Source organism: Metabacillus sp. 84 (genome assembly GCF_050107715.1).
Classification (GTDB): Bacteria; Bacillota; Bacilli; order Bacillales; family Bacillaceae; genus Metabacillus_B.
In genome coordinates this window covers 58,469-81,057 of sequence record NZ_JBNILN010000010.1, presented here as the reverse complement: position 1 = coordinate 81,057, position 22,589 = coordinate 58,469, and the positions used below count along the sequence as shown (strand labels likewise).

21 protein-coding genes and 1 pseudogene are annotated in these 22,589 nt (G+C 45.0%); 9 read left to right on the top strand and 13 right to left on the bottom strand.

Features of this window, described 5'->3' with window-relative positions; genetic code table 11:
* Positions 1-14 precede the first annotated feature (14 nt).
* The 5 genes from paaD to ACQCV8_RS15725 all read right to left on the bottom strand — a co-directional run bounded on the left by paaD (position 15) and on the right by ACQCV8_RS15725 (position 4,100).
* The gene (paaD, locus tag ACQCV8_RS15745) at positions 15-512 is read right to left on the bottom strand and encodes a 1,2-phenylacetyl-CoA epoxidase subunit PaaD (protein ID WP_426846018.1); all 498 of its coding nucleotides are present in this window, start codon (positions 510-512) and stop codon (positions 15-17) included.
* A gap of 16 nt (positions 513-528) precedes the next feature.
* Entirely contained in the window at positions 529-1,353 is an 825-nt protein-coding gene (gene paaC / locus ACQCV8_RS15740) for a 1,2-phenylacetyl-CoA epoxidase subunit PaaC (protein WP_426845962.1), read from the bottom strand.
* Entirely contained in the window at positions 1,350-1,709 is a 360-nt protein-coding gene (paaB, locus tag ACQCV8_RS15735) for a 1,2-phenylacetyl-CoA epoxidase subunit PaaB (protein WP_426845960.1), read from the bottom strand. Before paaB ends, paaC begins: the two co-directional genes overlap by 4 nt.
* Before the next feature lie 15 nt (positions 1,710-1,724).
* The gene (gene paaA, locus ACQCV8_RS15730; RefSeq protein ID WP_426846016.1) at positions 1,725-2,639 is read right to left on the bottom strand and encodes a 1,2-phenylacetyl-CoA epoxidase subunit PaaA; all 915 of its coding nucleotides are present in this window, start codon (positions 2,637-2,639) and stop codon (positions 1,725-1,727) included.
* 123 nt (positions 2,640-2,762) lie between these two features.
* A complete protein-coding gene (locus ACQCV8_RS15725; RefSeq protein ID WP_426845958.1) occupies positions 2,763-4,100 on the bottom strand; it encodes a phenylacetate--CoA ligase family protein in 1,338 nt (445 codons plus the stop codon).
* Between the two features lie 719 nt (positions 4,101-4,819).
* On the opposite strand from ACQCV8_RS15725, the gene ACQCV8_RS15720 reads away from it, so the two are divergent.
* The 5 genes from ACQCV8_RS15720 (at position 4,820) to ACQCV8_RS15700 (ending at position 12,397) form a co-directional block, all read left to right on the top strand.
* A complete protein-coding gene (locus ACQCV8_RS15720; protein WP_426845956.1) occupies positions 4,820-6,280 on the top strand; it encodes a glycoside hydrolase family 68 protein in 1,461 nt (486 codons plus the stop codon).
* A gap of 87 nt (positions 6,281-6,367) precedes the next feature.
* The gene (locus ACQCV8_RS15715; protein WP_426845954.1) at positions 6,368-7,906 is read left to right on the top strand and encodes a glycoside hydrolase family 32 protein; all 1,539 of its coding nucleotides are present in this window, start codon (positions 6,368-6,370) and stop codon (positions 7,904-7,906) included.
* Between the two features lie 633 nt (positions 7,907-8,539).
* Positions 8,540-9,319 carry a DUF3862 domain-containing protein gene (locus ACQCV8_RS15710; protein WP_426845952.1) on the top strand — a complete coding sequence of 260 codons (780 nt, stop codon included), beginning with the start codon at positions 8,540-8,542 and terminating at the stop codon, positions 9,317-9,319.
* Positions 9,320-9,433: 114 nt separating this feature from the next.
* Positions 9,434-10,378, top strand: coding sequence for an LCP family protein (locus tag ACQCV8_RS15705; protein WP_426845950.1), 945 nt, complete (start codon positions 9,434-9,436; stop codon positions 10,376-10,378).
* Between the two features lie 339 nt (positions 10,379-10,717).
* Positions 10,718-12,397 (top strand): LysM peptidoglycan-binding domain-containing protein, encoded by a 1,680-nt coding sequence (locus ACQCV8_RS15700; protein WP_426845948.1) that lies wholly within the window; start codon positions 10,718-10,720, stop codon positions 12,395-12,397.
* Positions 12,398-12,589: 192 nt separating this feature from the next.
* Here the strand turns inward: ACQCV8_RS15700 and ACQCV8_RS15695 are convergent, their stop codons facing one another.
* Positions 12,590-12,829, bottom strand: a complete 240-nt coding sequence (locus tag ACQCV8_RS15695) for a hypothetical protein (protein WP_426845946.1) — start codon at positions 12,827-12,829, stop codon at positions 12,590-12,592.
* A gap of 99 nt (positions 12,830-12,928) precedes the next feature.
* Entirely contained in the window at positions 12,929-13,981 is a 1,053-nt protein-coding gene (locus ACQCV8_RS15690; protein WP_426845945.1) for a chitobiase/beta-hexosaminidase C-terminal domain-containing protein, read from the bottom strand.
* A gap of 248 nt (positions 13,982-14,229) precedes the next feature.
* Here ACQCV8_RS15690 and ACQCV8_RS15685 point away from each other — a divergent pair, with 248 nt between their 5' ends.
* Entirely contained in the window at positions 14,230-14,739 is a 510-nt protein-coding gene (locus ACQCV8_RS15685) for a hypothetical protein (RefSeq protein WP_426845943.1), read from the top strand.
* A gap of 247 nt (positions 14,740-14,986) precedes the next feature.
* On the opposite strand, the gene ACQCV8_RS15680 is transcribed toward ACQCV8_RS15685, so the two are convergent.
* The 3 genes from ACQCV8_RS15680 to ACQCV8_RS15670 form a co-directional block, all read right to left on the bottom strand.
* Positions 14,987-15,271, bottom strand: a complete 285-nt coding sequence (locus ACQCV8_RS15680) for a hypothetical protein (protein ID WP_426845941.1) — start codon at positions 15,269-15,271, stop codon at positions 14,987-14,989.
* Between the two features lie 195 nt (positions 15,272-15,466).
* Complete coding sequence (locus ACQCV8_RS15675; protein ID WP_426845939.1) at positions 15,467-16,423, bottom strand: LLM class oxidoreductase; 957 nt, start codon at positions 16,421-16,423, stop codon at positions 15,467-15,469.
* A gap of 115 nt (positions 16,424-16,538) precedes the next feature.
* A complete protein-coding gene (locus ACQCV8_RS15670) occupies positions 16,539-17,759 on the bottom strand; it encodes an MFS transporter (protein ID WP_426845937.1) in 1,221 nt (406 codons plus the stop codon).
* Between the two features lie 513 nt (positions 17,760-18,272).
* On the opposite strand from ACQCV8_RS15670, the gene ACQCV8_RS15665 reads away from it, so the two are divergent.
* The 3 genes and pseudogenes from ACQCV8_RS15665 to ACQCV8_RS15655 all read left to right on the top strand — a co-directional run.
* Complete coding sequence (locus ACQCV8_RS15665) at positions 18,273-19,142, top strand: DMT family transporter (RefSeq protein ID WP_426845935.1); 870 nt, start codon at positions 18,273-18,275, stop codon at positions 19,140-19,142.
* A gap of 37 nt (positions 19,143-19,179) precedes the next feature.
* Entirely contained in the window at positions 19,180-19,758 is a 579-nt protein-coding gene (locus ACQCV8_RS15660) for a TetR/AcrR family transcriptional regulator (protein ID WP_426845933.1), read from the top strand.
* Between the two features lie 46 nt (positions 19,759-19,804).
* Positions 19,805-20,152: pseudogene (locus ACQCV8_RS15655) on the top strand (carboxymuconolactone decarboxylase family protein); the annotation flags it as partial.
* 84 nt (positions 20,153-20,236) lie between these two features.
* Here ACQCV8_RS15655 and ACQCV8_RS15650 read toward each other — a convergent pair.
* The 3 genes from ACQCV8_RS15650 to ACQCV8_RS15640 all read right to left on the bottom strand — a co-directional run bounded on the left by ACQCV8_RS15650 (position 20,237) and on the right by ACQCV8_RS15640 (position 22,413).
* Positions 20,237-20,854 carry an alpha/beta hydrolase gene (locus tag ACQCV8_RS15650; RefSeq protein WP_426845931.1) on the bottom strand — a complete coding sequence of 206 codons (618 nt, stop codon included), beginning with the start codon at positions 20,852-20,854 and terminating at the stop codon, positions 20,237-20,239.
* Positions 20,851-21,798, bottom strand: a complete 948-nt coding sequence (locus ACQCV8_RS15645) for a ring-cleaving dioxygenase (protein WP_426846014.1) — start codon at positions 21,796-21,798, stop codon at positions 20,851-20,853. The genes ACQCV8_RS15650 and ACQCV8_RS15645 overlap by 4 nt, the downstream gene beginning before the upstream one ends.
* Positions 21,799-22,032: 234 nt before the next feature.
* On the bottom strand, positions 22,033-22,413 hold the full coding sequence (locus tag ACQCV8_RS15640) for a DoxX family protein (protein ID WP_426845929.1): 381 nt from the start codon (positions 22,411-22,413) through the stop codon (positions 22,033-22,035).
* Positions 22,414-22,589: the final 176 nt, after the last annotated feature.

Below are 22,589 nucleotides of genomic sequence, written 5' to 3'. Positions count from 1 at the left end.
CTTCTCCTTTTTTTCTACATTAAAGTAGAGATTGGCTTCATGGCTTCAAACGGATTTTTGCAGGACTTGCAATACAAAATGCTTCGGCAGGCTGTCGGACCGAATATATTTTCCAAGGTTGTATAACCTGAACCGCAATATGGGCAATCCACCTTCCACATCCCTGTTTCTTCATAAAAAACAGGGGGCGGGGCAATGCCGAATTCCTTCAGTCTTTCCCGTCCGTCTGCCGTAATCCGGTCAGAGGTCCAGGGCGGATCGTAAATAAAATCCACGCTGACAGAATCAATCTCTTCGATCTCCATAACAGCGCTTACAATATTCTTTTGAATAATCTCGAGGGCCGGACAGCCCATAAAGGTCGGCAGCGCCTTGATTGCTGCTCTGCCCTCCTCGAATTGAATGGATTCGATCATGCCAAGGTCCATCACACTGACAGAAGATATCTCGGGGTCCTTCACATTTTCCAGTACCTTGGTGATTTTTTCAGTAATGTGCTGATTCACTGTGATTCCTCCAGAAATCCGATTACCATACGGCTTTAGGATCACTTCTGTAAACCTCGGATAATACATCGAGCGCTGTTTCCAAGTCCTCTGTATGCTCTCCATTGCGCCCGTTTCCGGACTTCATGCTGCAAGGCTTCGGCTCAGGAAGCTGCACCTGTTCAAATATAAGCTTTACCTTGGAATAGAAGCGCTGTTTCAGCAAGTCCTCTCCTTCAATCAAGCCATAACTGGACATTGCCGCTCCTTTGGCACCCAATGTTAAAACCCCTTCAAAATCCAGCCATACTTTCTCAATCGCCGCTTCCATCCTGCTTCTTGCGTCCCCGCCTGAAAGGGTCAGCTGCCTGAACCAAGTTTCCCAATGCAGGAGATGGTAGTACTGCTCCATGTTGATTTTTACAGCTGCGTGGGCAAGAGGTTCATAGGAGGAATTTTTCAAGGACTCTAATTTGATTTTTTTATAGAGATCGTAAAAATAATTTCTGACAACAGCGAATGCCCAGTCATAGCGGGGTTCCTCAAGGTACGTGCCCGGCCCGTTGACTTCCTCCAGAATGATGGCGTTCTTCCGGTTTTCAGCCGGCCTTCCATGGGCAAGTTCATCAGCCTCCCCTGCTCCGAGCTGCTCCAGTAGCTGATAGTAGATGGCTGCATGCCCCATCGTATCCTGGCTGATGGAGGAAAAAGCGATATCCTCTTCAATATGCGGAGCAAGACCGAGCCATTCCGAGCCCCTGTATGACACGATAAAGTCGTCGTCTGCAAGCTGAAAAAGAAGATCAGACAGCGCTTCGAAATAAGCTTCATTTTGGATGGCTTCTGCCGCTTCTCTCACATTCGTCATTTGCTCTTCTCACCCCACGACAAAATTTCCTTTTCATCCAGCATGTTTTGTTCATATTCACGCCACTTTTTCTTTAAATACCCATACCCTTTCGTTGTCCGGTAATCCTTATTGTCCAGGCGAGCCAAAGACTCCCTTTCTTCCTCGGTCATCTTTCGGATATCCGTCCGCTTTACAACCCAAATATCAGTGACCGGCTCGCGGCGCATGAAGTTCTCCTGTGCCATGACAATGGCAAGTTCATGGTTTGGAGCGAGCAGGCTAAACTGATACTGCATGGCTGCAGATGCAGTCCGTTTGCTGAACACCTCAAAGACCTCAAAAAATTCCGTTCTTCCCTTTGATTTTTCCGTCATCTGCTCCACCCCTTGCTACACAGCGTTCTGGCTTTTCATGTTCAGTGCGTCCAGCACCCATCTATTATTCTCGTAAGCTAGCTTGCGGAGACGAAGACGGTCTTTGGACTTCGGCCCATTGTTTTTAATAATGTTTTTAAATTCATTCCAATCCGGCTGTTTATATATCCAAAGCTGCTTTTCCTCATCAAAATGCATCGTTTCGTCTGGAAGCTTCAAGCCGATTGAAAGGACCCGGGGAATGTATTTTGAAAAAAAGTCCTGGCGAAGCTGCTCATTCGTTTTTGTCCTGATCTTATATTTAATGGTCGTATCCTGTTTAGAGGAACCGGTCGTTTTTGCACTGGCAGGTCCGAAGAACATAAGCAGTGCTTCCCACCACCTGTTTAAAGAATCCTGAATCATTGCTTTCTGATCCTCTGTACCCTCTGTCATCGCTAAAATGATTGATTCGCCGTGCTGTGCGTGAAAAACCTCTTCGGCACAAATTCTCTGCAAAGCTTTCGCATAAGGCCCATAGGAGGCTCCGAGCATATTTGTCTGTGAAATAATCGCCGCTCCATCCACAAGCCATCCGATTACTCCCGCATCTGCCCAGGTCGGTGCCTCCATATGAAAAACGTTATGAAACTTCAAATCTCCCGTGAAAAGATCCTCCATAATGTCTTCTCTCGTTTTCCCGAGCGGAGCCATCAGATCCTCCGTCACCCTTAAAAGCATCTGGCCGTGTCCCATTTCATCCTGAACCTTCGCCATAATTCCAAGCTTTCTTCTTAGAGAAGGAGCTTTCGGGACCCATTCTTTCTCCGGAAGCGCTCCCATTATTTCGCTAATCCCATGCATAGAAATCAGTTTGATCAGCGTCATTCTGTAATCATCCGGCATCCAGTCATCCGCTTCAATTTTCTCGCCTGCTTCAATTCTTTCCATGAACCGCTCGTATTTTTCCTTCTCGGTCCGCTGATAAAACGAGGAAGTCACGCTCACTGCAATACCCCTTTCATTTTATATAACGATTTTATAACGTTATTATATATTAACATCATACTATATTCAAGAAATACCTTCCGCTTCACTTGCCTTAAGGCGGGCATCCACAATTCTTACCGCTTTCCCTTCCGATCTCGGAATCGATTTAGGCGCCTTCACCTGTACATTGACGGAGACCAGGCAGGACGATTTCAACAGATGCTGAATTCGTGTTCTTAGTTCAATCATGCGCTCATGCTCCATATCCATCGTAATATCTGCATAAACCTCTTCGCTCACTTCCACATGAAGCGTTACTTCATCAAGCGGTCCCCGTCTGCCTAAATGAAGCTGGTAATGGGGGCCGATTTCAGGCACGGCAATTAGATGATGCTCAATTTCAGATGGAAAGACATTTACCCCTCTGATAATCAGCATGTCATCTATCCGCCCTTTAATTCTGGACATCCTCATCGTTGTTCTGCCGCATTTGCACGGTTTTTTTGTAAGAGAAGCAACATCTCCGGTCCTGTAGCGGATCATGGGAATTGCTTCTTTCCTCAAACTCGTGAAAACAAGCTCCCCGGACTCTCCATCTGGAACCGGCTCTAATGTATCCGGGTCAATAACCTCCGCATAAAAGTAATCCTCTGCAATATGGAGGCCATCCTGCGCTTCATGGCATTCCATCGCTACCCCCGGTCCCATTACTTCACTCAGGCCGTATATATCACATGCTTTTATTCCCAGGCGGTCCTCGAGAACCTTTCTCATTTCTTCAGACCATGGCTCTGCACCGAATATCCCGAACTTTAATGAAGTTTCCCGTGGATTTTTGCCGGTTTCCAGCATACGCTCAGCAATATTTAATGCGTAGGAAGGGGTGCAGCAAATCACCTCTGGCTGCAAATCTTCAATGAGAGTAATTTGCCGGTCTGTATTCCCAATGGACACAGGAACAACAGCCATCCCAAGCCTTTCTCCACCGGCATGCAGACCTAAACCGCCTGTAAACAGACCGTAGCCATATGCATTATGCAAAATGCCAGCCGGTGTCCCTCCGCCAATCGCAATGGCTCTCGCTGTAAGCTCGGCCCAATTTTCGACATCCTGCTTGGTGTAACCGACGATTGTCGGTTTTCCGGACGTGCCCGATGAAGCATGAATCCGGACAAGCTCTTCCCGGCCTGCTGCAAATAATCCGAACGGGTAATGCTCGCGCAAATGCTTCTTCTCCGTAAAGGGCAGCAAGCGGATATCCGCCAAATTATGAATTTGATCTGGGGAAAACCCAATATTCTGAAAGGCCTCTTTATAAAATGGGCTCTTCTCATAAGCTAACCTGACCGTTTTTTTTAACCCCTGCAGCTGCTCCGCTTCCAATGTCTCCCTGTCCAGCGTCTCCGCTTTGTGTAAAATCAACGATACTCCCCCTCAAAGAAACCGCTTTCATTATTTTATGACGTATTATTTTCGAACTTCTATAAAACGTCATATTTGTGATTTAAGCATACAACGGGCAATATGGTGCGTCAAATGTTTTCTGAATCTTCTACTTACTTCAGCGGTTTCAGGTATCGATGTAACTTTTTATGTGAAATTATGATATTTATATAATCCGTTCTTTTGCACCACATTCTTTAACATAGAATCCACAAATGTAACACGCCTGTAAAAGAGTAAAACATTCTTGCTTTTACCCTGATAAATAGGCTGAAAATAAGGAACATTTCCGCATCTAAAGTCTCACTTAGAGCTGAATACAGAGATAAACTCACGAATACCAGGCTGTGAAACCGCACTCAGTATGGAACCGGTTCTACATACCTTTCTACCCTTTGTTATCGGGAAAGCGAATACAGAATAAATATGAAGCCCTTTCAACCACTTGAATCACCTTTACGTAACCTAACCCAATAGTTATAGGACTAAGTATGGGTCTCATGCAAATCAGCTTCCCCAAGTACTTTCGTCCAGTTTGACGGAATTATTTTCTGCACGTATTCTGTAGATGCATGCGGAACCGGTTCTGCAACTACTAACTGCTGACAGAAACTTGGTCAATGACAGCAGCCATCATCTTTCATAGTTTTAGCTCAGCATCTAACAGAAGAAAAAAAATTTCAGAAACGAGGACGAGTATGAACATCCAAACCATTCTTAAACGCACCACTGCATTGACTCTTACTTCTGCTCTACTATTAGGCGGAGGCACTCAGGCTTTTGCACAGGAGTATAAGAACCATAAGGAAACATACGGTCAAGGTGAGATCACCCGCTACGACATGAAACGGATTCCTGCTCAACTCGAAAGAAATAAAGACCGTTACACCGTTCCTGCATTTGATGCATCTAAACTTAAAAACATCGAATCTGCAAAAGGCTTTGACAAAAACGGCAACCCGATTCTTCTTGATGTGTGGGATACTTGGCCTCTTATGAACCCAGACGGAACGGTTGCAAATTACAAGGGCTATGACCTCGTATTCGGTCTTGCTGGAGATCCTGCAGATGCCAATGATACTTCCATCTACCTTTTCTATAAGAAAAAAGGGGAAGAATCCATTGAAAGCTGGAAGAACGCTGGTAAAGTATTTGAAAATGATGTAGTAAACCCTGACGATCCTCACCTTAAAAACAAGGATCAGGATTGGTCCGGATCTGCTGTCATGACTGAAGAAGGCGATGTCCGCCTGTTCTATACAAACCGTTCAGATCGCGAGCTTGGAAAACAGACTCTCACGACTGCTCAAGTAAACCTTAACCATTCCTATAATACTGAATTAACGGTTGCTGGCGTATCCGACCATAAATCCATCTTTGACGGCGACGGAGAACAATATCAAACCGTTAAGCAATTTGTGGATCAAGGCGGATTCTCTACTGGAGACAACCACACTCTAAGAGATCCTCATTACATTGAAGAAAAAGGCAAAAAATATCTTGTATTTGAAGCGAATACCGGAACTGAAACAGGATACCAAGGAGAAGAATCACTATTTAACCGTGCATACTACGGCGGCAGCAAATCCTTCTTCAAAGCAGAAAAAGAAAGACTGATGAAAAGCAATCAAAAGCAAAAAGCAGAGCTTGCAAACGGCGCAATGGGAATCATTGAAATCAATGACGACTTTACATTCAAAAAAGTAAAAAAACCATTGCTTACTTCTAACACCGTAACCGATGAAATCGAGCGTCCGAATATCTTCAAGCATAAAGGCAAATGGTACCTGTTCACTGATACACGCGGTGCTAAAATGACAATCGACGGTATTGATAACGAAGACATCTTCATGCTTGGTTATGTGGCTAACTCTCTTGATGGAAAATTCAAGCCGCTTAACCGCACTGGAATCGTTCTTCACCATGACCTGGACCCGAATGATAAAACATTCAACTACGCACACTATGTTGTGCCTCAAAAATCCGGAGATAAATTTGTTGTAACAAGCTACATTACTAATCGCGGATTCTTTGCAGAACAAAAGTCTTCCTTTGCTCCAAGCTTCCTGCTTAACATCAAAGGAAAAAGAACTTCTGTAGTGAAAGACAGCATCCTTGAACAAGGACAGCTTGAGATTCCGACTAAAACACGCAGATAATTCAGCATCCTAAACAGAGAAAATGGTGAGCTTCCACTCACCATTTTCTTTTATTCATGAAAGGTCAAAACCGAAAGGAGTATTCCTATGAACTGGAAATGGATTGTATGGTGTTCAGCCCTTGCCCTATTGATTATTCTTGTACTTTTTCTGGGTTTTTTCCAATCTCCAAAAGAACAGACGAAGAAAAAAGAGTCCCCCCAACCTTCTTCATCCTTCCGGCCGGTGTTCCATTTCAGCACACCGGATAAATGGAAAAACGATCCCCAAAAGCCAATTTATATTGACGGAAAATATCATTACTATTATCTGTATAACGGCAATTATCCAGATGGCGGCGGAACGGAGTGGCGTCTTGCTACTTCTAAGGATTTAGTCAGCTGGAAAGATGAAGGCACAGCCATCCCAAAGTTCACGAACAAGAACGGAGATATTTGGTCAGGCTCTGCGGTTGAGGACAAAAACAATACGGCAGGCTTCGGAAAAGGCGCCATAATCGCTGTCGTAACCCAGCCTTCTGCTGATGGCGGAAAACAGGAGCAGTATTTATGGTACAGCACAGACCGTGGGAAAACCTTCACCTCGTTCAGTGAAAAGCCTGTTTTATCTAATCCCGGAACGGAGGTTTTCCGTGATCCGAAAATCATATGGGACGAAAAGAATAAAAAATGGATGATGACCATGGCTGAAGGAGACAAAATCGGCTTCTACGAATCCAATAACCTGAAGGAATGGACCTTCACAGGAGATTTCAAAACTGAAAACATCGGTCTCATCGAATGTCCGGACCTGTATCAAATGCGTGCAGAAGACGGCACAGTTAAATGGATACTCGGTGCAAGCGCCAATGGAAAAGCATCCGGAAAGCCAAACACCTATGCCTATTGGACGGGTACCTACGACGGTAAAACCTTTATTTCGGATTCAAAGGAACCTCAGTGGCTCGATTACGGGTTTGACTGGTATGGCGGCGTTACATTTGAAGATGACAGCAGCTCTTTAGACAAGCGCTATGCTCTTGCGTGGATGAACAATTGGGAGTATCCGCATAACACACCAACAATGGAAGAGAATTTTAACGGCACGGATTCCATTGTAAGAGAAATCAAACTGAAAAAACGACAGGATCAGGGCTACACCCTAATTTCCCAGCCGGTTAAAGCGCTGGAGCAAACAGCAAAATCAGCGGACTCCATCGGCAAGTTAAAGGTAAATGGTTCAAGAACCCTTGATCTAAAAGGAGAAGCCTACCAGCTAGATGCAGATATCAGCTGGACCGATGCTAAAAACATCGGACTTCGCCTGCGTGAATCCGAGGACGGCACTCGCCACATTGATGCAGGACTTCTGCCGGAAGAAGGACACTCCTATGTCAACAGAAGCTTTTCAAGACAGCCCGACAAGAGCAAAAAATCCCTTGAGAGCAAGGCTCCTTTTGACGCCGGAAAGAAAAAAGTCCATGTCAAAATTCTCGTGGACCGCACAAGCATCGAAGTTTTTATTGAGGATGGCCGGACGGTTCACTCAAGTCTCGTCTTCCCTGAAAAAAAAGATCAGGGAATCACGCTTTACTCTGAGGGCGGCACGTCTGTTTTTGAAAACATGGAGATCAAGCATTTTAACTGAGGACCTGTCCGGGGGCAGGATTCAGCCCGCTTGCCGGGACGGCTGTCTCCAGGGGACCAGCAGAATCCCCATCAGGTTACCCTGATTCAATTGGGGCTGGAGCATAGCTCCGGCCTTTTTTTCTTGCACAGAAACGAATTTTAGGAGGAAGGTACTCGACAGCTATTTTAGTAGAGGGGCTTCTGGCATTACCCATGCAGGATTCGCTCCGCATTTTTTGTCGAAAAGTCTTTATATTAAAAGTACGGACAATATAATTCGATTTCGGACAATAAATCCGCGGATACGGACAATAAGTGACCGAGTACGGACAATAAAACTGGATTTCAGCTCATATCCCGGCTGATCCTTTGCAAAGCAGCTAAAAATTGGCTCCAAAACGGAGCTGCCCGGCTAATTAAAGGAACAAATAGCTTGCAGCATGATTCCGTCCGGCCGAAAAACGTTCAAAAATGCCAAAAGGCGCGGATCCACTTCAACTTAACTGACACCTTCTGTCCTGCATAAATCGACGCAGCTATTAGCCAGTAAACATTTTTTCAATTATTTTGTAATTTTATGTTAAATACGACCTAAAAAAGGGTAGGGATTATGGGAAATGGATTACTTTATTATTGATAAGGGGAGAAGGCAGTGAAAAAGAAATGGGTTCTTATGCAGTGGATTTCCATAGCAGTCGTCCTTGTAACAGTTGCAGCAGCATCAATATTTATTGAAAATGAGCCTCTTTCCTCTACTTTAGCATCCGCGAGTTCGGAGGAAGATGAGGGCTGGACAGATGAAGAGTCAGCGGATGAAGACAGCTCCAATGAAGGTTCTGAAAACGGCCTTATAGATGAGATGGAAGATGAGGATACAGAAGCAGCCGAAGAACCGTCTGAAGAACCAGCCGAAGAACCGGCCGAAGAGGAAAGCGAAGCTGCACCTGCTCCTGCAGGAGAGGTCAGCATGGAAGAGTTCAATAAACTAAAGTTCGGCATTTCGTATAAGGAAGCTGAAGAAATTATCGGAGCTGAAGGAGTGCTGGAATCTGAATCCGGGGATAAAGGATCAGAATATCATTCTGAAAGCTACAGCTGGGAAACAGATTCGGAGGATGGCCTCATATTTGTAGACCTTCGATTCCAGGACGAGAAGCTCGTTTCCAAATCTCAATTTGGTATGGTTGATCCAAAGGCGAAAGGAAAAATGACAAAAGCCGAATACGATCAAATTAAGAACGGCATGACCCTTGAAGAAGTTAACAAAATCATCGGGGGCTCAGGAACACTTGAAAGAGAATCCACCCTTGGCGGAGACTACTACTCTGCAAGCTACATGTATCAGAGTGACGGCGGGGATAAATACAGCTACGCTACTCTCTCATTTGATGAAAACGGATTGTCCAACAAATCCCAGTCAGGTCTTAAATAGCATCATAGCCGCCGGGTTGCGCACGGCGGCTTTTTCATTTTCCGCTAAATTCCTCTCTCGTTTTTACAATTTCTGATATAATATGCACATGCCAGGTAATGAAAGGAAATTCAAATGATTGAAACAAGCCGCATGAACCGGGGCAAGAAAAAGAAACGCAAAATTAGAAAGTTCCGGGTTTTTCTAACCGTCCTCCTCCTCCTTCTTGTTAGCTTTGCCCTCTATTTTTTTATCCAGTATAAATTAGCGTTAGATGAATCAATGAAAGCCACAAGCATCCACAAAGAAAATGTCGAGTTTAATGGGGTCAAGGGAGCGGAAGGAACCGTGAATGTTCTTCTTCTCGGAATTGATTCCCGTGGAGAAGCAAAATCGCGGACCGATACCATTATGATTGGCCAATATAACACCGACGCCAATACGGCCAAGCTCGTCTCAATTATGAGAGATTCTTATGTGGATATTCCGGACCATGGCAAAGGAAAAATCAACTCTGCCTATTCAATCGGGGGAGCAGAATTGCTTCGCAGAACCATAAAAGAAAATTTCGGCGTGGATGTTCAATATTACGCCCTTGTTGACTTTAACGGGTTTTCCCAGATTATTGATAAAGCCTTCCCAAACGGTCTAGAGGTCAATGTTGAAAAACGGATGTCCAAAAAAATAGGTGTCACGCTTGAACCCGGCCTGCAGAAGCTTGATGGAAAGGAAGTCCTCGGGTATGTCCGTTTCCGGCAGGATGCGCAAAGTGATTTCGGGCGGGTCGGACGGCAGCAGGAAATCCTCGGAACAGTGTCCCGGGAGCTATTCAGTCTAAATGGCGTGACAAAAGCCCCACAGCTGATTGGCACCATCCAGCCATACATCAATACAAATCTCGAGAATACTACGGTTCTCTCACTTGCAGCCTCTTATATGGGGAATCGCGATGAAGAGATTCAAACGTTAAGAATCCCAGCTGAAGGAGCTTACGAACCGCAAAACCTTCCGGGAGCAGGAGCGGTTTTGAGATTGGATCTGGAAGGAAATCAGTCAGCCCTTAAAGAGTTTTTAGAATAAAACCTAATGCAAAACTTCGGGAATGTCCCCGAAGTTTGTTTTTTTTCGGTGAAAAAATTGTCGGAAGAATAAAGCACATTACAGTTACTTATCTTGCTTGTAAAAGCTTTATACCGCTATTTTAAAAATTGTCTTAGTACCGAAACTTTATTTACATAAATTTTACAATAAAACATAAAAATCGGGTTATTCACCCTATTAATTTCTATATTTCTTATTTTAAGAGTCTAAATACCTATTTAATGCTAGGTATTTTTAGTATGTTCCATATAATCCAATGAAATGTTACTATAGTAGCAGTTATAAAGTAAGATTATACTAGGAGGGAATTTTTCCACCATGAAAAAAAGCCTATTCACAGGAGTAGCTTTAGCCGGCTTCTTAAGCGTATACGCCGCCCATGATGCTGAAGCTGCGTCCCAGACGTATAAAATCAAGTCTGGTGACAGCCTGTCGAAAATTGCCAACGTGTACAATGTCTCTGTCAGCCAGTTAAAAGAATGGAACAAGCTAAAAAGCGATCTTATTTATGTAGGAAAATCTCTAACTGTAAGCAGTCCTGCTTCCAGCTCAAAGTCCGTTTCGCCATCATCTGCCCCTTCTTCCTCTGACAAGTATACTGTAAGATCTGGGGACAACCTCTCAAAGATCGCCAGCAAGTACAAAGTATCCGTCACTCAATTAAAGCAATGGAACAATTTGAAAAGCGATACGATTTATGCCGGTAAATCGCTTTACATAAAAAGTCCTTCCTCCGGCAAAACCGTTTCGTCATCATCTAAACCTGCTTCCAACAATTCTGCTGCATCTACTGCAGTTAAGCACACGGTAAAATCAGGTGACAGTCTTTCCAAAATCGCCAATATATACAAGGTTTCCATCAATGATATTAAGCAATGGAACAAGCTTAAGAGCAATACCATTTATATAGGAACCTCACTCTATGTAAAAAACCCGGGCTCAGGATCATCCAAAACCGGAACATCAACAACTAAACCTGCGACTGCCACAAAACCGGCTTCATCCACAACCGTTAAACATACGGTGAAATCAGGTGACAGTCTGTCAAAGATTGCCGGCATTTATAAAGTATCCGTAAATGAGATCAAACAATGGAACAGCTTAAAGAGCAATATCATCTATATCGGTGACTCTTTGGTTGTAAAGAAGCCTTCATCAGGTTCTAATTCTAACTCAGGTACGACCACACCAAAACCAGCTCCTGCTTCCTATAAATATACGGTGAAATCAGGAGACAGCCTTTACGTCATCGGGAAAAGATACGGCGTTTCCTCTAACCAGATTATGGAAGAAAACAAGCTGAAAACAACTACTATTTATGTTGGGCAAACGTTAACGATTCCATCCGGCGGAACGATTGTTCAAACGAGCAAACCGTCAGCACCTGTTAAAACAGCCGTTACGTATACGGTTCAGCCAGGAAATACCCTCTCTGCCATTGCAAGCAAATACAAGACATCCGTTCAGGAAATTAAAAGAATCAACAACTTAAAAAGTGATACTCTGCGCATCGGACAAATCCTGAAAATGACAGAGGGCGAATTGCCTGCACCAGCCGTTCTTGCGGACGGAATCTTCCCGCTGAAACCGGGAACATATCAGCCTTACCCGGATTCATGGGGAAATTCCAGAGCGTACGGCGGAACAAGAACCCATGAAGGTACAGACATTATGGCTAAAAAAGGAACACCTCTCTACTCCATAACAGATGGTGTCGTTGAGCGATACGGCTGGAACGAACTTGGCGGCTGGAGACTGACCATCCGCAATCATGAAGGATACCGTATCTATTATGCGCATATGGACAAATACGCTTCCGGTCTTAAAGTGGGACAAACTGTCAAGCGCGGGCAATACATCGGTACAGTCGGCGACAGCGGGTACGGCAAAACCGGCACAACCGGTATGTTTGCACCCCATTTGCACCTCGGTGTATACGACAAGAACTACAATGCCGTTAACCCTTATCCGTTCTTAGTGTACTGGGAACAAAAATAATAAAATGGAGCTGAAGCTTTGCGGATATTTCTTTCCAAAAGCTTCAGCTCTTATTCATTCATCGGTCTATTTATCACGTTTCAATCGTTTCCCCTGTAACAGAGCCATTTATCCGTTTCCAGCAGGAAGCAGCTTCCAATCGGTCCAAGCCACATCTGTTCCCAATGAAGCGATTCACAGCATCCTTCTGATTTAATTCTCAATTACAGATCCGGCATTTGAGTAAATAAGATAGCTTTGACCACTGGTTTTTATTAAAATCCGGTCTGCCGTGGCGGAAGGAAAGCCAACTCTCACCGCCGTGCGCTCTGCTCCGCCATACGTATCGTCGCTCGTCATTTCAGTAATCGCTGCCAGAGGAATTTCGATTTTGCTTAGCTGCCACTTAAGAACGAGATTGCTGTTTTTCTGTTCAATGGTTACTTCATGCATTTCGGCCTCCCCTCCTTTTCTCTCCTCTTCTATACAATTAAGGATTGAAAAAGTTTCCGTTCTATATCCTTTCCTGGCAGGAGTCCTATTTTTTTGATCCTATTTCCTCATTCTCTGCTGAAACAGCCACTCCATTACTTCATGATTTTTATAGGCCGGCACCCATGCTCCATGTCCAATTTTCATGCTCGGCGGATATTCCGTATAAATTGGATGAGCCCCTGCTTTTTTTAAAGCATGAACCATATTTCTTGAATACGAAACCGGAATGGTTTGGTCATCAGCCGCATGGAAAATCCACATCGGTTTATCCTTAATGATGGCTGCTGTTCCCGGATCTCCCCCTCCGGAAATTGGAATCATTGCTGCGAATAATTCAGGATGCTCAGCATTTATTGTGAACGTGCCGAAGCCACCTTGGGAAAGGCCTGTTGCATAAATCCGAGTCCGGTCTATGCTGTATGAGTGTATTGTCTTCATTACAATCTCATAAGCAGCTCTTCCATCCTTCGATTCTTGAAAGGCCGTGCTTGGATTAAGGCGATTGTGCCTGTCTCGTGTTACTGAAAATCCTCCGTCATAGGATCTTCGTGCCTGCGGAGCCAGCACAAAGCAGGGATGCTTACGCTGCACATCCAAGGAAGCCCAAACTGCCGCTCCATCACTGCCTAAAAGCTGTCTCGTATTATCTGATCCCCTGTCACCTCTTCCGTGCAAAAACAAAACAAGGGGATACCTTTTTTCAGGGGTGTAATCATCGGGGATAAACAGACGGTAAGGAATGGAGTGATCGGTGAAAGACAGGAACTTTCGCGCAATGGATTTCCTCGTTTCAACTGTATTAGTGAATTCTGAGACCTGACCTATCGAACGACTGCTGCTGGAAGACAACGCCCTTATGGTTGTGCTTTGATGGAGTGGAATCCCTCTTATAATTTGACGGCTGTGTGTGGTGGGATCTTTCCTGTCCAGGGTGTAAAAAATCTTTGGATCCCGGGCGGCTGTATTCAAATGAACGATCTGCGGCTGACCATCGCTTCCTGCTTTCAAAGAAGCTGACGGTGCCGTTATTTTTTTGGAAGCTGATGAGCTGATGCCTGCTGCGGTGAGGGCAAGCAGAACGGCTAGTAGAATCAGGATGATTTTATTCAATGGATGGGCCCCTTTTGCTTTTTTCTATGTCTATATCCTTTCCTGGAAGAGGCCGGCTATCCAGCCGGAATGTATTTTCCAAACCGCTCTTCACTCCATGCCATAATGTCACAAAATTTGGAGCTGGATAAGACATTAAGGGTTTTTGTAAAAGCATAATCCTTTTAGGCAGGGAATGAGCCCCTTTTGTAGAAATGGTACTATACCCATTCTAAATCAGGCACAAAAAACGAAGGAAGGTTGATGGCATGTTCAGGAATCGTCTATTCAAGAACGTTCTATTTAAAGGGATGCCACACAAAGAGCAGGATGTTTGCGAAGTCAGACTTGTGAAGGTCATTAAGCATTTGAAAATTGAAGATTTCAATTTCAACTGGGACCGCAACAGCTGTTATATTGAATTTTCCTACCACCACGGAAAATACAGGCTGGAGCACTCGATTGACAAAGCGAAAGAGAGAGGCATTCTGTTAAGAAACGGTTTGGATTGCTTAAATGAACTGACCCAGTCACTTGAAGATTTGAGTGTCATCGTAGATAGAGGAACTTACAAGTTTGAGACATGGATAGCCGGAATGAAGCAGTCTTCATCCGCACATGAGGAATACGAAGAGGAATTTCATATTAAATACAGGTCCGTTGGAAAGCAAAATCAATCGGATTTTCATCGTTCTGATGAGCTTGATCCATTCCACCCTGAAACAAAGCAAAGGGAGTATGAAGAAATCCATCCTATCCAGATGCCTGTGCGGAAATAGGGGCTGTTTTGGCCAAGCGGCCTGCTGATGAGCAGGCTTTTTTGTATGACATGTACTGTCACCTCTTCACTCCATGAGAGTTATGGTTTAAGGGAACAGCTTTCATTCCCTTTGTACATGGTTCCTTCAAGCTTGGAATGCACTGCGGAAAAACAGCAAAAAAAAAACAGGGTTTCCAAACGTTCCCTGTGTACGGATGGGTGCCCTGTTTCATGCGATATTTACACTCTGTTAACCCAATCGTGCTTTATTTCTTCTCTTCCTCTTCCAATTCTCTCATTTCCTGATGTGTTTGCGGGAATCCATTGGCGACCCATTCCGATCTCTGCACAGAATCAAGCTGAGTTAGTTCCTTTTCTTCCTGCTCTTTGGAGGCATCTGCACTTTCGATTTGATGGAGCTTTCTGTTTGGGTTTTCAAGCTCTTTCTCTAGCTGTTTCCTTTTTTTCTTATAGGATGCGGCTGCCCATATCGCGCTGCCTGTCAGCAGAAGAGCTGAAAAAGCGTAATTGATTGGTGATTTTTTCCTCATGATTGTTCCCTCCTAACCTTAGCTACATAAGTCTATACCCTTTTTATCTGCGACTGTATCCTCTCAAGGTTCCTGCCTGCTTCTTTTATGCTGTACTGTCCAGCCCTAAATAATTTCAGCGTCCATTCCTATTCCTTGTCAAACGAAAAATGACCCAGGGTATAGTCCTGGAGTCATCTTTCCTGTTTATTATTGCTATTGAATGGATGGGAAGTGCGGAACCACTTCTTCCCCCAGCTCCTGAATGACTTCTTCTGCAGGCCTTTGACTGTCGAACAGGGCAAAGAATAGATGATTAACGCCTGACTCTTTATAACTATTCAGCAGTTCAATCAGATAGTTTCTTCCAATCCTGTAACCGAGCCGGATTGGCCTTGGAATCTCATTCGGGTCCTCCGCAAGATCGAGATGCATCGGCTGGCTGAAAGGCTTGAAAGCCCCAGGATGATATTCTTCCACCAGACTTCTCCAGCGCTTGACCGTCACTTCCTGATCATGGGGACTGCGTGGATAATACATCCAGCCATCTCCATGCTCGGCAAACCACTTCATTTCCTGCTGGGCATAGCCAGTGATCAATGCCGGTATGCGGACAGCCGGTTTCGGAACAAGATTTGCCCCTCTTATATTTCCCCGCTTGGAGTGAATGATTGGATAGTCTTGATAGAGCACTTCCTGCAGATCGTGATACGCTTCAACAAATGCTTCTCCACGATCAGGATGTGAAACACCAAGCGCAGCAAAATCCGCACGGCGGTCTCCTGATGATATCCCGAGGAATAATCTTCCCGGGAACAATTGATCAATCGTTGCGATTTCTTTTGCAACGCGAAGCGGATGACGGAGCGGCAAGACAGTGGCAGCCGTGCCAAGTCCGATCTCCTTTGTTTTTCCTGCCAAATACGTCAGGTAGATCATCATGTCGTAGATTTGACCAACAGCTGGATCTCCAAAGTTAGGATCTTCAAGCAGGACATCACGGAACCATAAGCTTGTGAAGCCGAGTTGTTCAGCAAGCTGTGCCAATTCCACCTGTTTCTCCATTGAAGGTGTGTCAAACTGATAATTCTCTAAAGGGATATGAAGACCAAGAGTCAATTCTCCCTCTTTGTAAGTCCGGTTATATGCATGATGCTGTGAGAATGGATTCATCTTTTCCCCTCCCTTTCTTCTTTAGAAAAGAGACGGCAACTAGTGCCGCCCCTGTGAGAATAGTTTGCTTTCTTGCTCGTTCCTTCCATAGCTGAACCCGGCAGCGGAATCTCCCTTATGCTGATTCTGACTTGCGTTCAATGCCTCGAAGCCAAGCAGTCAGCAGAACGGCACCTGCTACCATAACTGCCCCAATCCATGGGGTATGGATTAAACCGATGCCATCCACAATCACACCGCCGACAAATGAACCAATCGCAATTCCGACATTGAATGCCGCAATATTCAAGGCTGAGGCCACGTTGACTGCGGAAGGCACATATTTCTCAGCGAGGTCTACAACCAGAATCTGCAGGCCAGGTACATTCATGAAAGCGAATAACCCCATGAGGAAGATCGCAATAAGTCCCGCTGCTTTAAATGGAGCGGCAAATGTTAAGGCCACTAGAATAATGGCTTGCAGGACAAACATCCAGAATAAAGCTTTTAACGGATTTTTATTTGAGAACTTACCGCCGGCCACATTCCCAATGGCTACGGCTACTCCGTATACGAGAAGAATGATACTTACCCAGCTTGAGCTGAATCCAGTTACATCTTCAAGCAGCGGAGTTAAATAGGTAAAGGCTACAAACGTTCCGCCATAACCAAGCGCTGTGATCGCAAATGCAAGAAGCAGGCGGCCATTGGCCAGAATCTTAACTTGTTCACTGAACTTGGAAGGCGGTGCTTCCTTAAGGTTTTTCGGTACGAGAATAGCACTTGCAATGATTCCAATGACACCGAGCAAAGCTACTCCCCAGAAGGTTGCTTTCCATCCGAATGCCTGTCCGATAAAGGTTCCGAGCGGCACCCCGGTGACAGTAGCAACGGTCAGTCCTGTAAACATAAAGGCAATCGCACTGGCCCGTTTATGAGCCGGCACTAAATCGGCTGCAATCGTTGAACCGATCGAGAAGAAAATACCATGTGAAAAGGCTGTAATAAACCTGGCGACAAGCAATAATCCAAAGCTTGTTGAGATGGCTGCTACAGAGTTTCCGATAATAAACACGACCATAAGAAACATTAGCAGCGTTTTTCGGCTCATTTTACTTGTTAAAGCCGTGAGAACGGGAGCCCCGAAAGCAACTCCCAATGCATATCCTGAAATCAGCAAACCTGCAAGTGTAATGGAAATAGAAAGGTCATCGGCAATCGTTGATAATAATCCTACTGGAACGAACTCTGTCGTTCCAATACCGAAGGCACTAATTGCGAGAGCCAGCAGGGCCGGCGTGCCTCCTTTTGTTTTGGGCTGATCTATAGCGGTTGAGTTTGTACTCATACTGTTCATTCCTCCTTGGATGTAAATGGGGAAACGAAGGTACCTTTCATTTCCTCTATCATGCATTCCTTGATGTACTCATTACCGGGTACATGAGTCATTATGCAAGGTTTCTACAAAAGGAAACAGTACGCACTTTAAAGTAGCATAGGTACTAAAAAGTAATATTTTTGCAGGTAATGCGGTGCAGGCATTTATTTTTTGTGTTAAATTTGGCTGTTGATTGCAGTCAGCCGGAGTTCGCTTAACCAAAGGCGGGCGGTAAGCCTCTTAGCCTCTTGCGTCTGCGAGGTATTAATCCCGCTGCTCTTAGCTCGGAGTCTATCGCCATCTGCTCCAATTATCAGGTGGGAAAACGACTGACGAAAAGTGAAATTCAGTACTACCTGGCATTCTTATAAAATTGTCTTTTATCCGTGCTGGAATTTCCCTGCAGTTTCTTTTCTTTGACAGTATACTGACCGGTATGGTTATATAACCTTATACTATACCAATCGGTTTAGTTTAGAGGAGGCGATAAAGTTGATCACCAAACAGCAGACTAAACTTTTTGCAGCGGCTGGATTTGTTGTTATGTGGAGTTCAGGTTTTATTGGAGCGCGGCTGGGTACAGCAGAGGCAAACACCTTCACCTTACTGATGTGGAGATTTATAGCGGCAGCCATCATATTGGGAGGCTGGTGGCTTTGGAAACAGCGGAAAAGAATTTCTGCCAAAACTTTGTTTTCCCAAGCGATGATCGGACTCTTTGCCCAAGGGGGATACTTACTCTGTGTATTTCTATCGATTGAAAGTGGAGTTTCCGCAGGCACTTCCAATTTAATCACGACCCTTCAGCCGATTGCGGCTGCCGCACTTGCGGGCCCGGTATTAAAGGAATCTGCAACGATCAGGCAGTGGTTTGGACTGCTGCTGGGGATTTCAGGTGTACTGCTCGTTGTGCTGGGGGATTTGGGATCAGCGGCTGGTGTTCCACTGTGGGGCTATGCTTTATCGTTTATGGCAGTTATCAGCCTCGTTTGTGCAACACTATATGAGAAAAAAACGAAGGATGCCGTTTCTATTATGGATGCCCTTCCTATTCAAACCTTGATTAGCGCTTTCCTTTTCACGATTCTTGCTGCAGCAACCGGTCATACAGCCCCTCCTGTTAATCCGGATTTCTGGATGGCCGCAGCATGGCTTGCCATTCTGTCGACTATTGGAGGCTATGGATTTTACTGGCTCAATCTCAAATTAGGCAGTGTCACACGGGTAAGCAGTCTGCTGTATTTGACTCCTCCATTCACCATGCTCTGGGCTTTCTTTATGTTTGGAGACAAGATCGGCAGCTTTACACTAGCAGGAATGATAGTATGTTTAATAGGTGTCTGGATTATTCAAAAAGAATAAGGTCCTCTTATAAGAGGCAGGAAAGCGTGGTGAAAAAATGGATGAATCCGTGAAAATGACCCCTGCTGCTCAAAGAATTCTAGAAACCGCTTCTGCCCTATTTTATGGGCGGGGAATCCATGCGGTTGGTGTCGAAACAATTGCCAGCGAGGCCGGAGTAACGAAAAAAACCTTATATGATCGCTTTGGATCAAAGGAACAGCTGATCGTTGCGTATTTAAAGAAACGGGATGACTTATGGACGCACCATTTAAACAGTTATTTGAACCGGATACCGGATCATGATCCGGTGCAGAAAATAATGATGATATTTGAGGCTCTGGAAAGCTGGCTTGCAAAGAATAGTCAACGGGGATGCGCCTTTGTCAACGCATTGGCTGAATTGACCGAACCGTCTCACCCTGGAAGAACATACATCATAGAAAAGAAAAAACAGCTGAAACAGCTCTTTATCCGATATCTTGACGAACTAGGGCTAACAAATGCAATACAAACCGGTGAAAAGCTGTTCATATTACATGAAGGAATAACCGTTGCCTACTCTATGGGGCTGGCTCCAAATGGCGCTGCACCTGCAATTGAAACAGCGAAGCACATCATAGCCTCCAGCAGCTGATAAAGATCAGAGTATTTGGCTGAGGCATTTTGAGAACTATTTAGCTGATGGCACGCTCAAGGAACTCATTAAAATCCGGACTTCCCAGATTAACAGCTGCGCCTTCTGCCTGAAAATGCATATGAAGGAGGCACGTCAGTCAGGAGAACCCGGGCAGCGGATTTATGCTTTGAATGCTTGGCGTGAAGCTCCTTATTTTACGCCTGAAGAAAGAGCCGTTCTTGCATTGGCGGAATCGGTCACCCTCGTTGCTGAATCGCATGTCCCCGACAATGTTTATGAGGATGCTGCACAGGATTTTGATGAAAAGCAAATGCGTGAAATCATCAGGAAGATTGTGACGATTAACTCCTGGAACAGGCTCGCGGTCATAGCCCGGAAACTACCTGAATAACACGGGAAGCAAACAGATTGACTGTCCGCTCATGCTTAAAATCAAAGACAAGGGGACGCTTTGAAGGCATCCCCTTGTCTGTTTTCACTCCGGTTTAAGGACAAATTTTTTATACCAATCTGCTGCAGCATCCGCTTCCTGCATGGTTAACTGGTGACCGTTCTTCTCCCAATGAAGTGTTACATTTGCATGAGCTTTTTCCAATAAGGAGTACAGTTCAGTGGATTCAGCTGATGAGCAGATCGGATCATTTGTCCCCGCACCGATAAACACCGATTTCCCTGATAAATCAGGGAGTTCAATCCCCCTTCTTGGAACCATCGGATGGTGAAGGATCGCGCCTTTTAACGCATGCTGAAAGTGAAACATCAGACTCGCTGCTATGTTCGCTCCGTTTGAATACCCGACAGCGACGATGCTGTTGCGGTCAAACTCATATTTCACTGCTGCTTCATCCAGAAACGTGTTCAATTCGTTTGTACGGAAAATAAGATCTTCCTCATCAAACACCCCTTCTGCCAGCCTTCGAAAGAATCTTGGCATTCCATTTTCCAATACATTGCCCCGCACACTCAATACAGAAGCGCCATCATCTATTTTTTCTGCAAGGGGCAGCAGGTCCAGTTCATTTCCGCCTGTACCATGAAGCAGCAGAAGTACTGGTTTTTCAGGATTACGGCCTTGATTGAATACATGTTTCATCGCAAATCCTCCTTTAAAATTCTGGCCTCTGCCTTAGGCAGGGTTTGTTCTAATTCTTCGCGCTTTTGCTCCAGCCACTCAGGCAGCATCAGGCTTTGGCCCAGTTCAGCCACCGGTTCATCGGCGGTAAATCCCGGCGTGTCTGTTGCTATTTCAAATAGGATGCCTCCGCCTTCATGGAAATAGAGCGCTTTGAAATAGTTGCGATCCTTGATTTCCGTCGGGTTGTATCCCTTTTCCAGGATCCAATCTTTCCACCGCGCATGCTCTTCATCATCCTTGGCTCTCCATGCAATATGGTGGATGGTTCCAGCCCCCATTAGTCCTCGGACGGATGGTGTCAACTTAATATCAACGGTGTTGCCGAGCTGTGCTGAAGATTTAAAGCGCAGGAAGCCCTCTTCATCACCGATACAGGCTAAACCCAATACATTCTCCAATACGTCGGCGGTTCTATCAGGCTTTGCCGAGATTAACGTAACGCCTCCGAACCCTTTAATTGCATGTGCAGCATCTATTCCGCCAAAGCTCCAGGTATGGTTCGTGCCTTCTTTGCGTTCCGTCAGTTCAAGCTGGAGTCCGTCAGGATCGCTCAACTGCAAATACGTTTCCCCAAAACGGGAAGCGGAGGCAAATTCGATCCCAAATATTTGCAGCCGATTCTTCCAAAATGTAAGCGAGCCCTCTGGAACAGCATAACTGGTTACCCCCGCCTGCCCCTGCCCAATTCGCCCTTTTAGCTGCTTAGGCCACGGGAAAAACGTGATCACCGTGCCGGGCTGCCCGTGAGCATCCCCGAAATAAAGGTGATACACTTCGGGCCGGTCAAAGTTAATGGTCTTTTTTACAAGCCTTAATCCAAGAATCCCTGCATAAAAATCAATCGTTCTTTGCGCATCGTTAACCATGGCCGTAATATGATGGATCCCTGCTGTTTTCAGCACTCTTATCACTCACTTTCCCCAAATCAATTGGTTTGGCCAGTCTGTGGGAAAAATCTCACCGATCGATGCCTAATTCCCTCTTGCCGGCTGACAGCAGCCTGCCCTTTAGGCTCCATTCTACCATTTCCGCAGATACGAACTAAACATCCTAATCCTTGAGTAGCCTTTTTTCTCCATTTACAAAATATCTCGAATTCGAGACATTAGATCGTCTAAGATTCATGTTTGACCCTTTTATAAAGATATGGATCCAGGTCCAGCGAAAGCAAGAACAAGAGCAGCTGCAATGATCAGCAGATTGTATTCAAAGCCTCCCTTTCCATTCCAATACCCGTTTTTTCCGTGGACGGCTGCGATGGCAACGATCATCGTTAAAATAATCAGCGCCGCTCCCAGACCCATCCATAATCCCAATACAAGCAGCAGGCCTCCGAGCATTTCAGAAGCACCCGCTCCAAAAGCTGCAAGCTTTCCAGGATTTAACCCAAGAGACTCCATCCATTGTCCGGTTCCATTCAAACCATATCCTCCAAACCATCCAAAAAGCTTTTGACTCCCGTAACCCAGGAAAGTTAATCCTATAACAAGACGTAAAATTAGCAGTGCAATATCCATTTTGCTTCCTCCTGAATATCTTCATTTTCAATATCTCGAATTAAAGATAGTATACCTCTGTCTTTCTGTCAACAATTTGTTTTGAATTCGAGATATTTTGCCGGCAGCAAAAAGGCTGCCATAAAATCAGCAAAAACTGATTTTACAAGCAACCCCTATTTGAACTATAGGCAGAT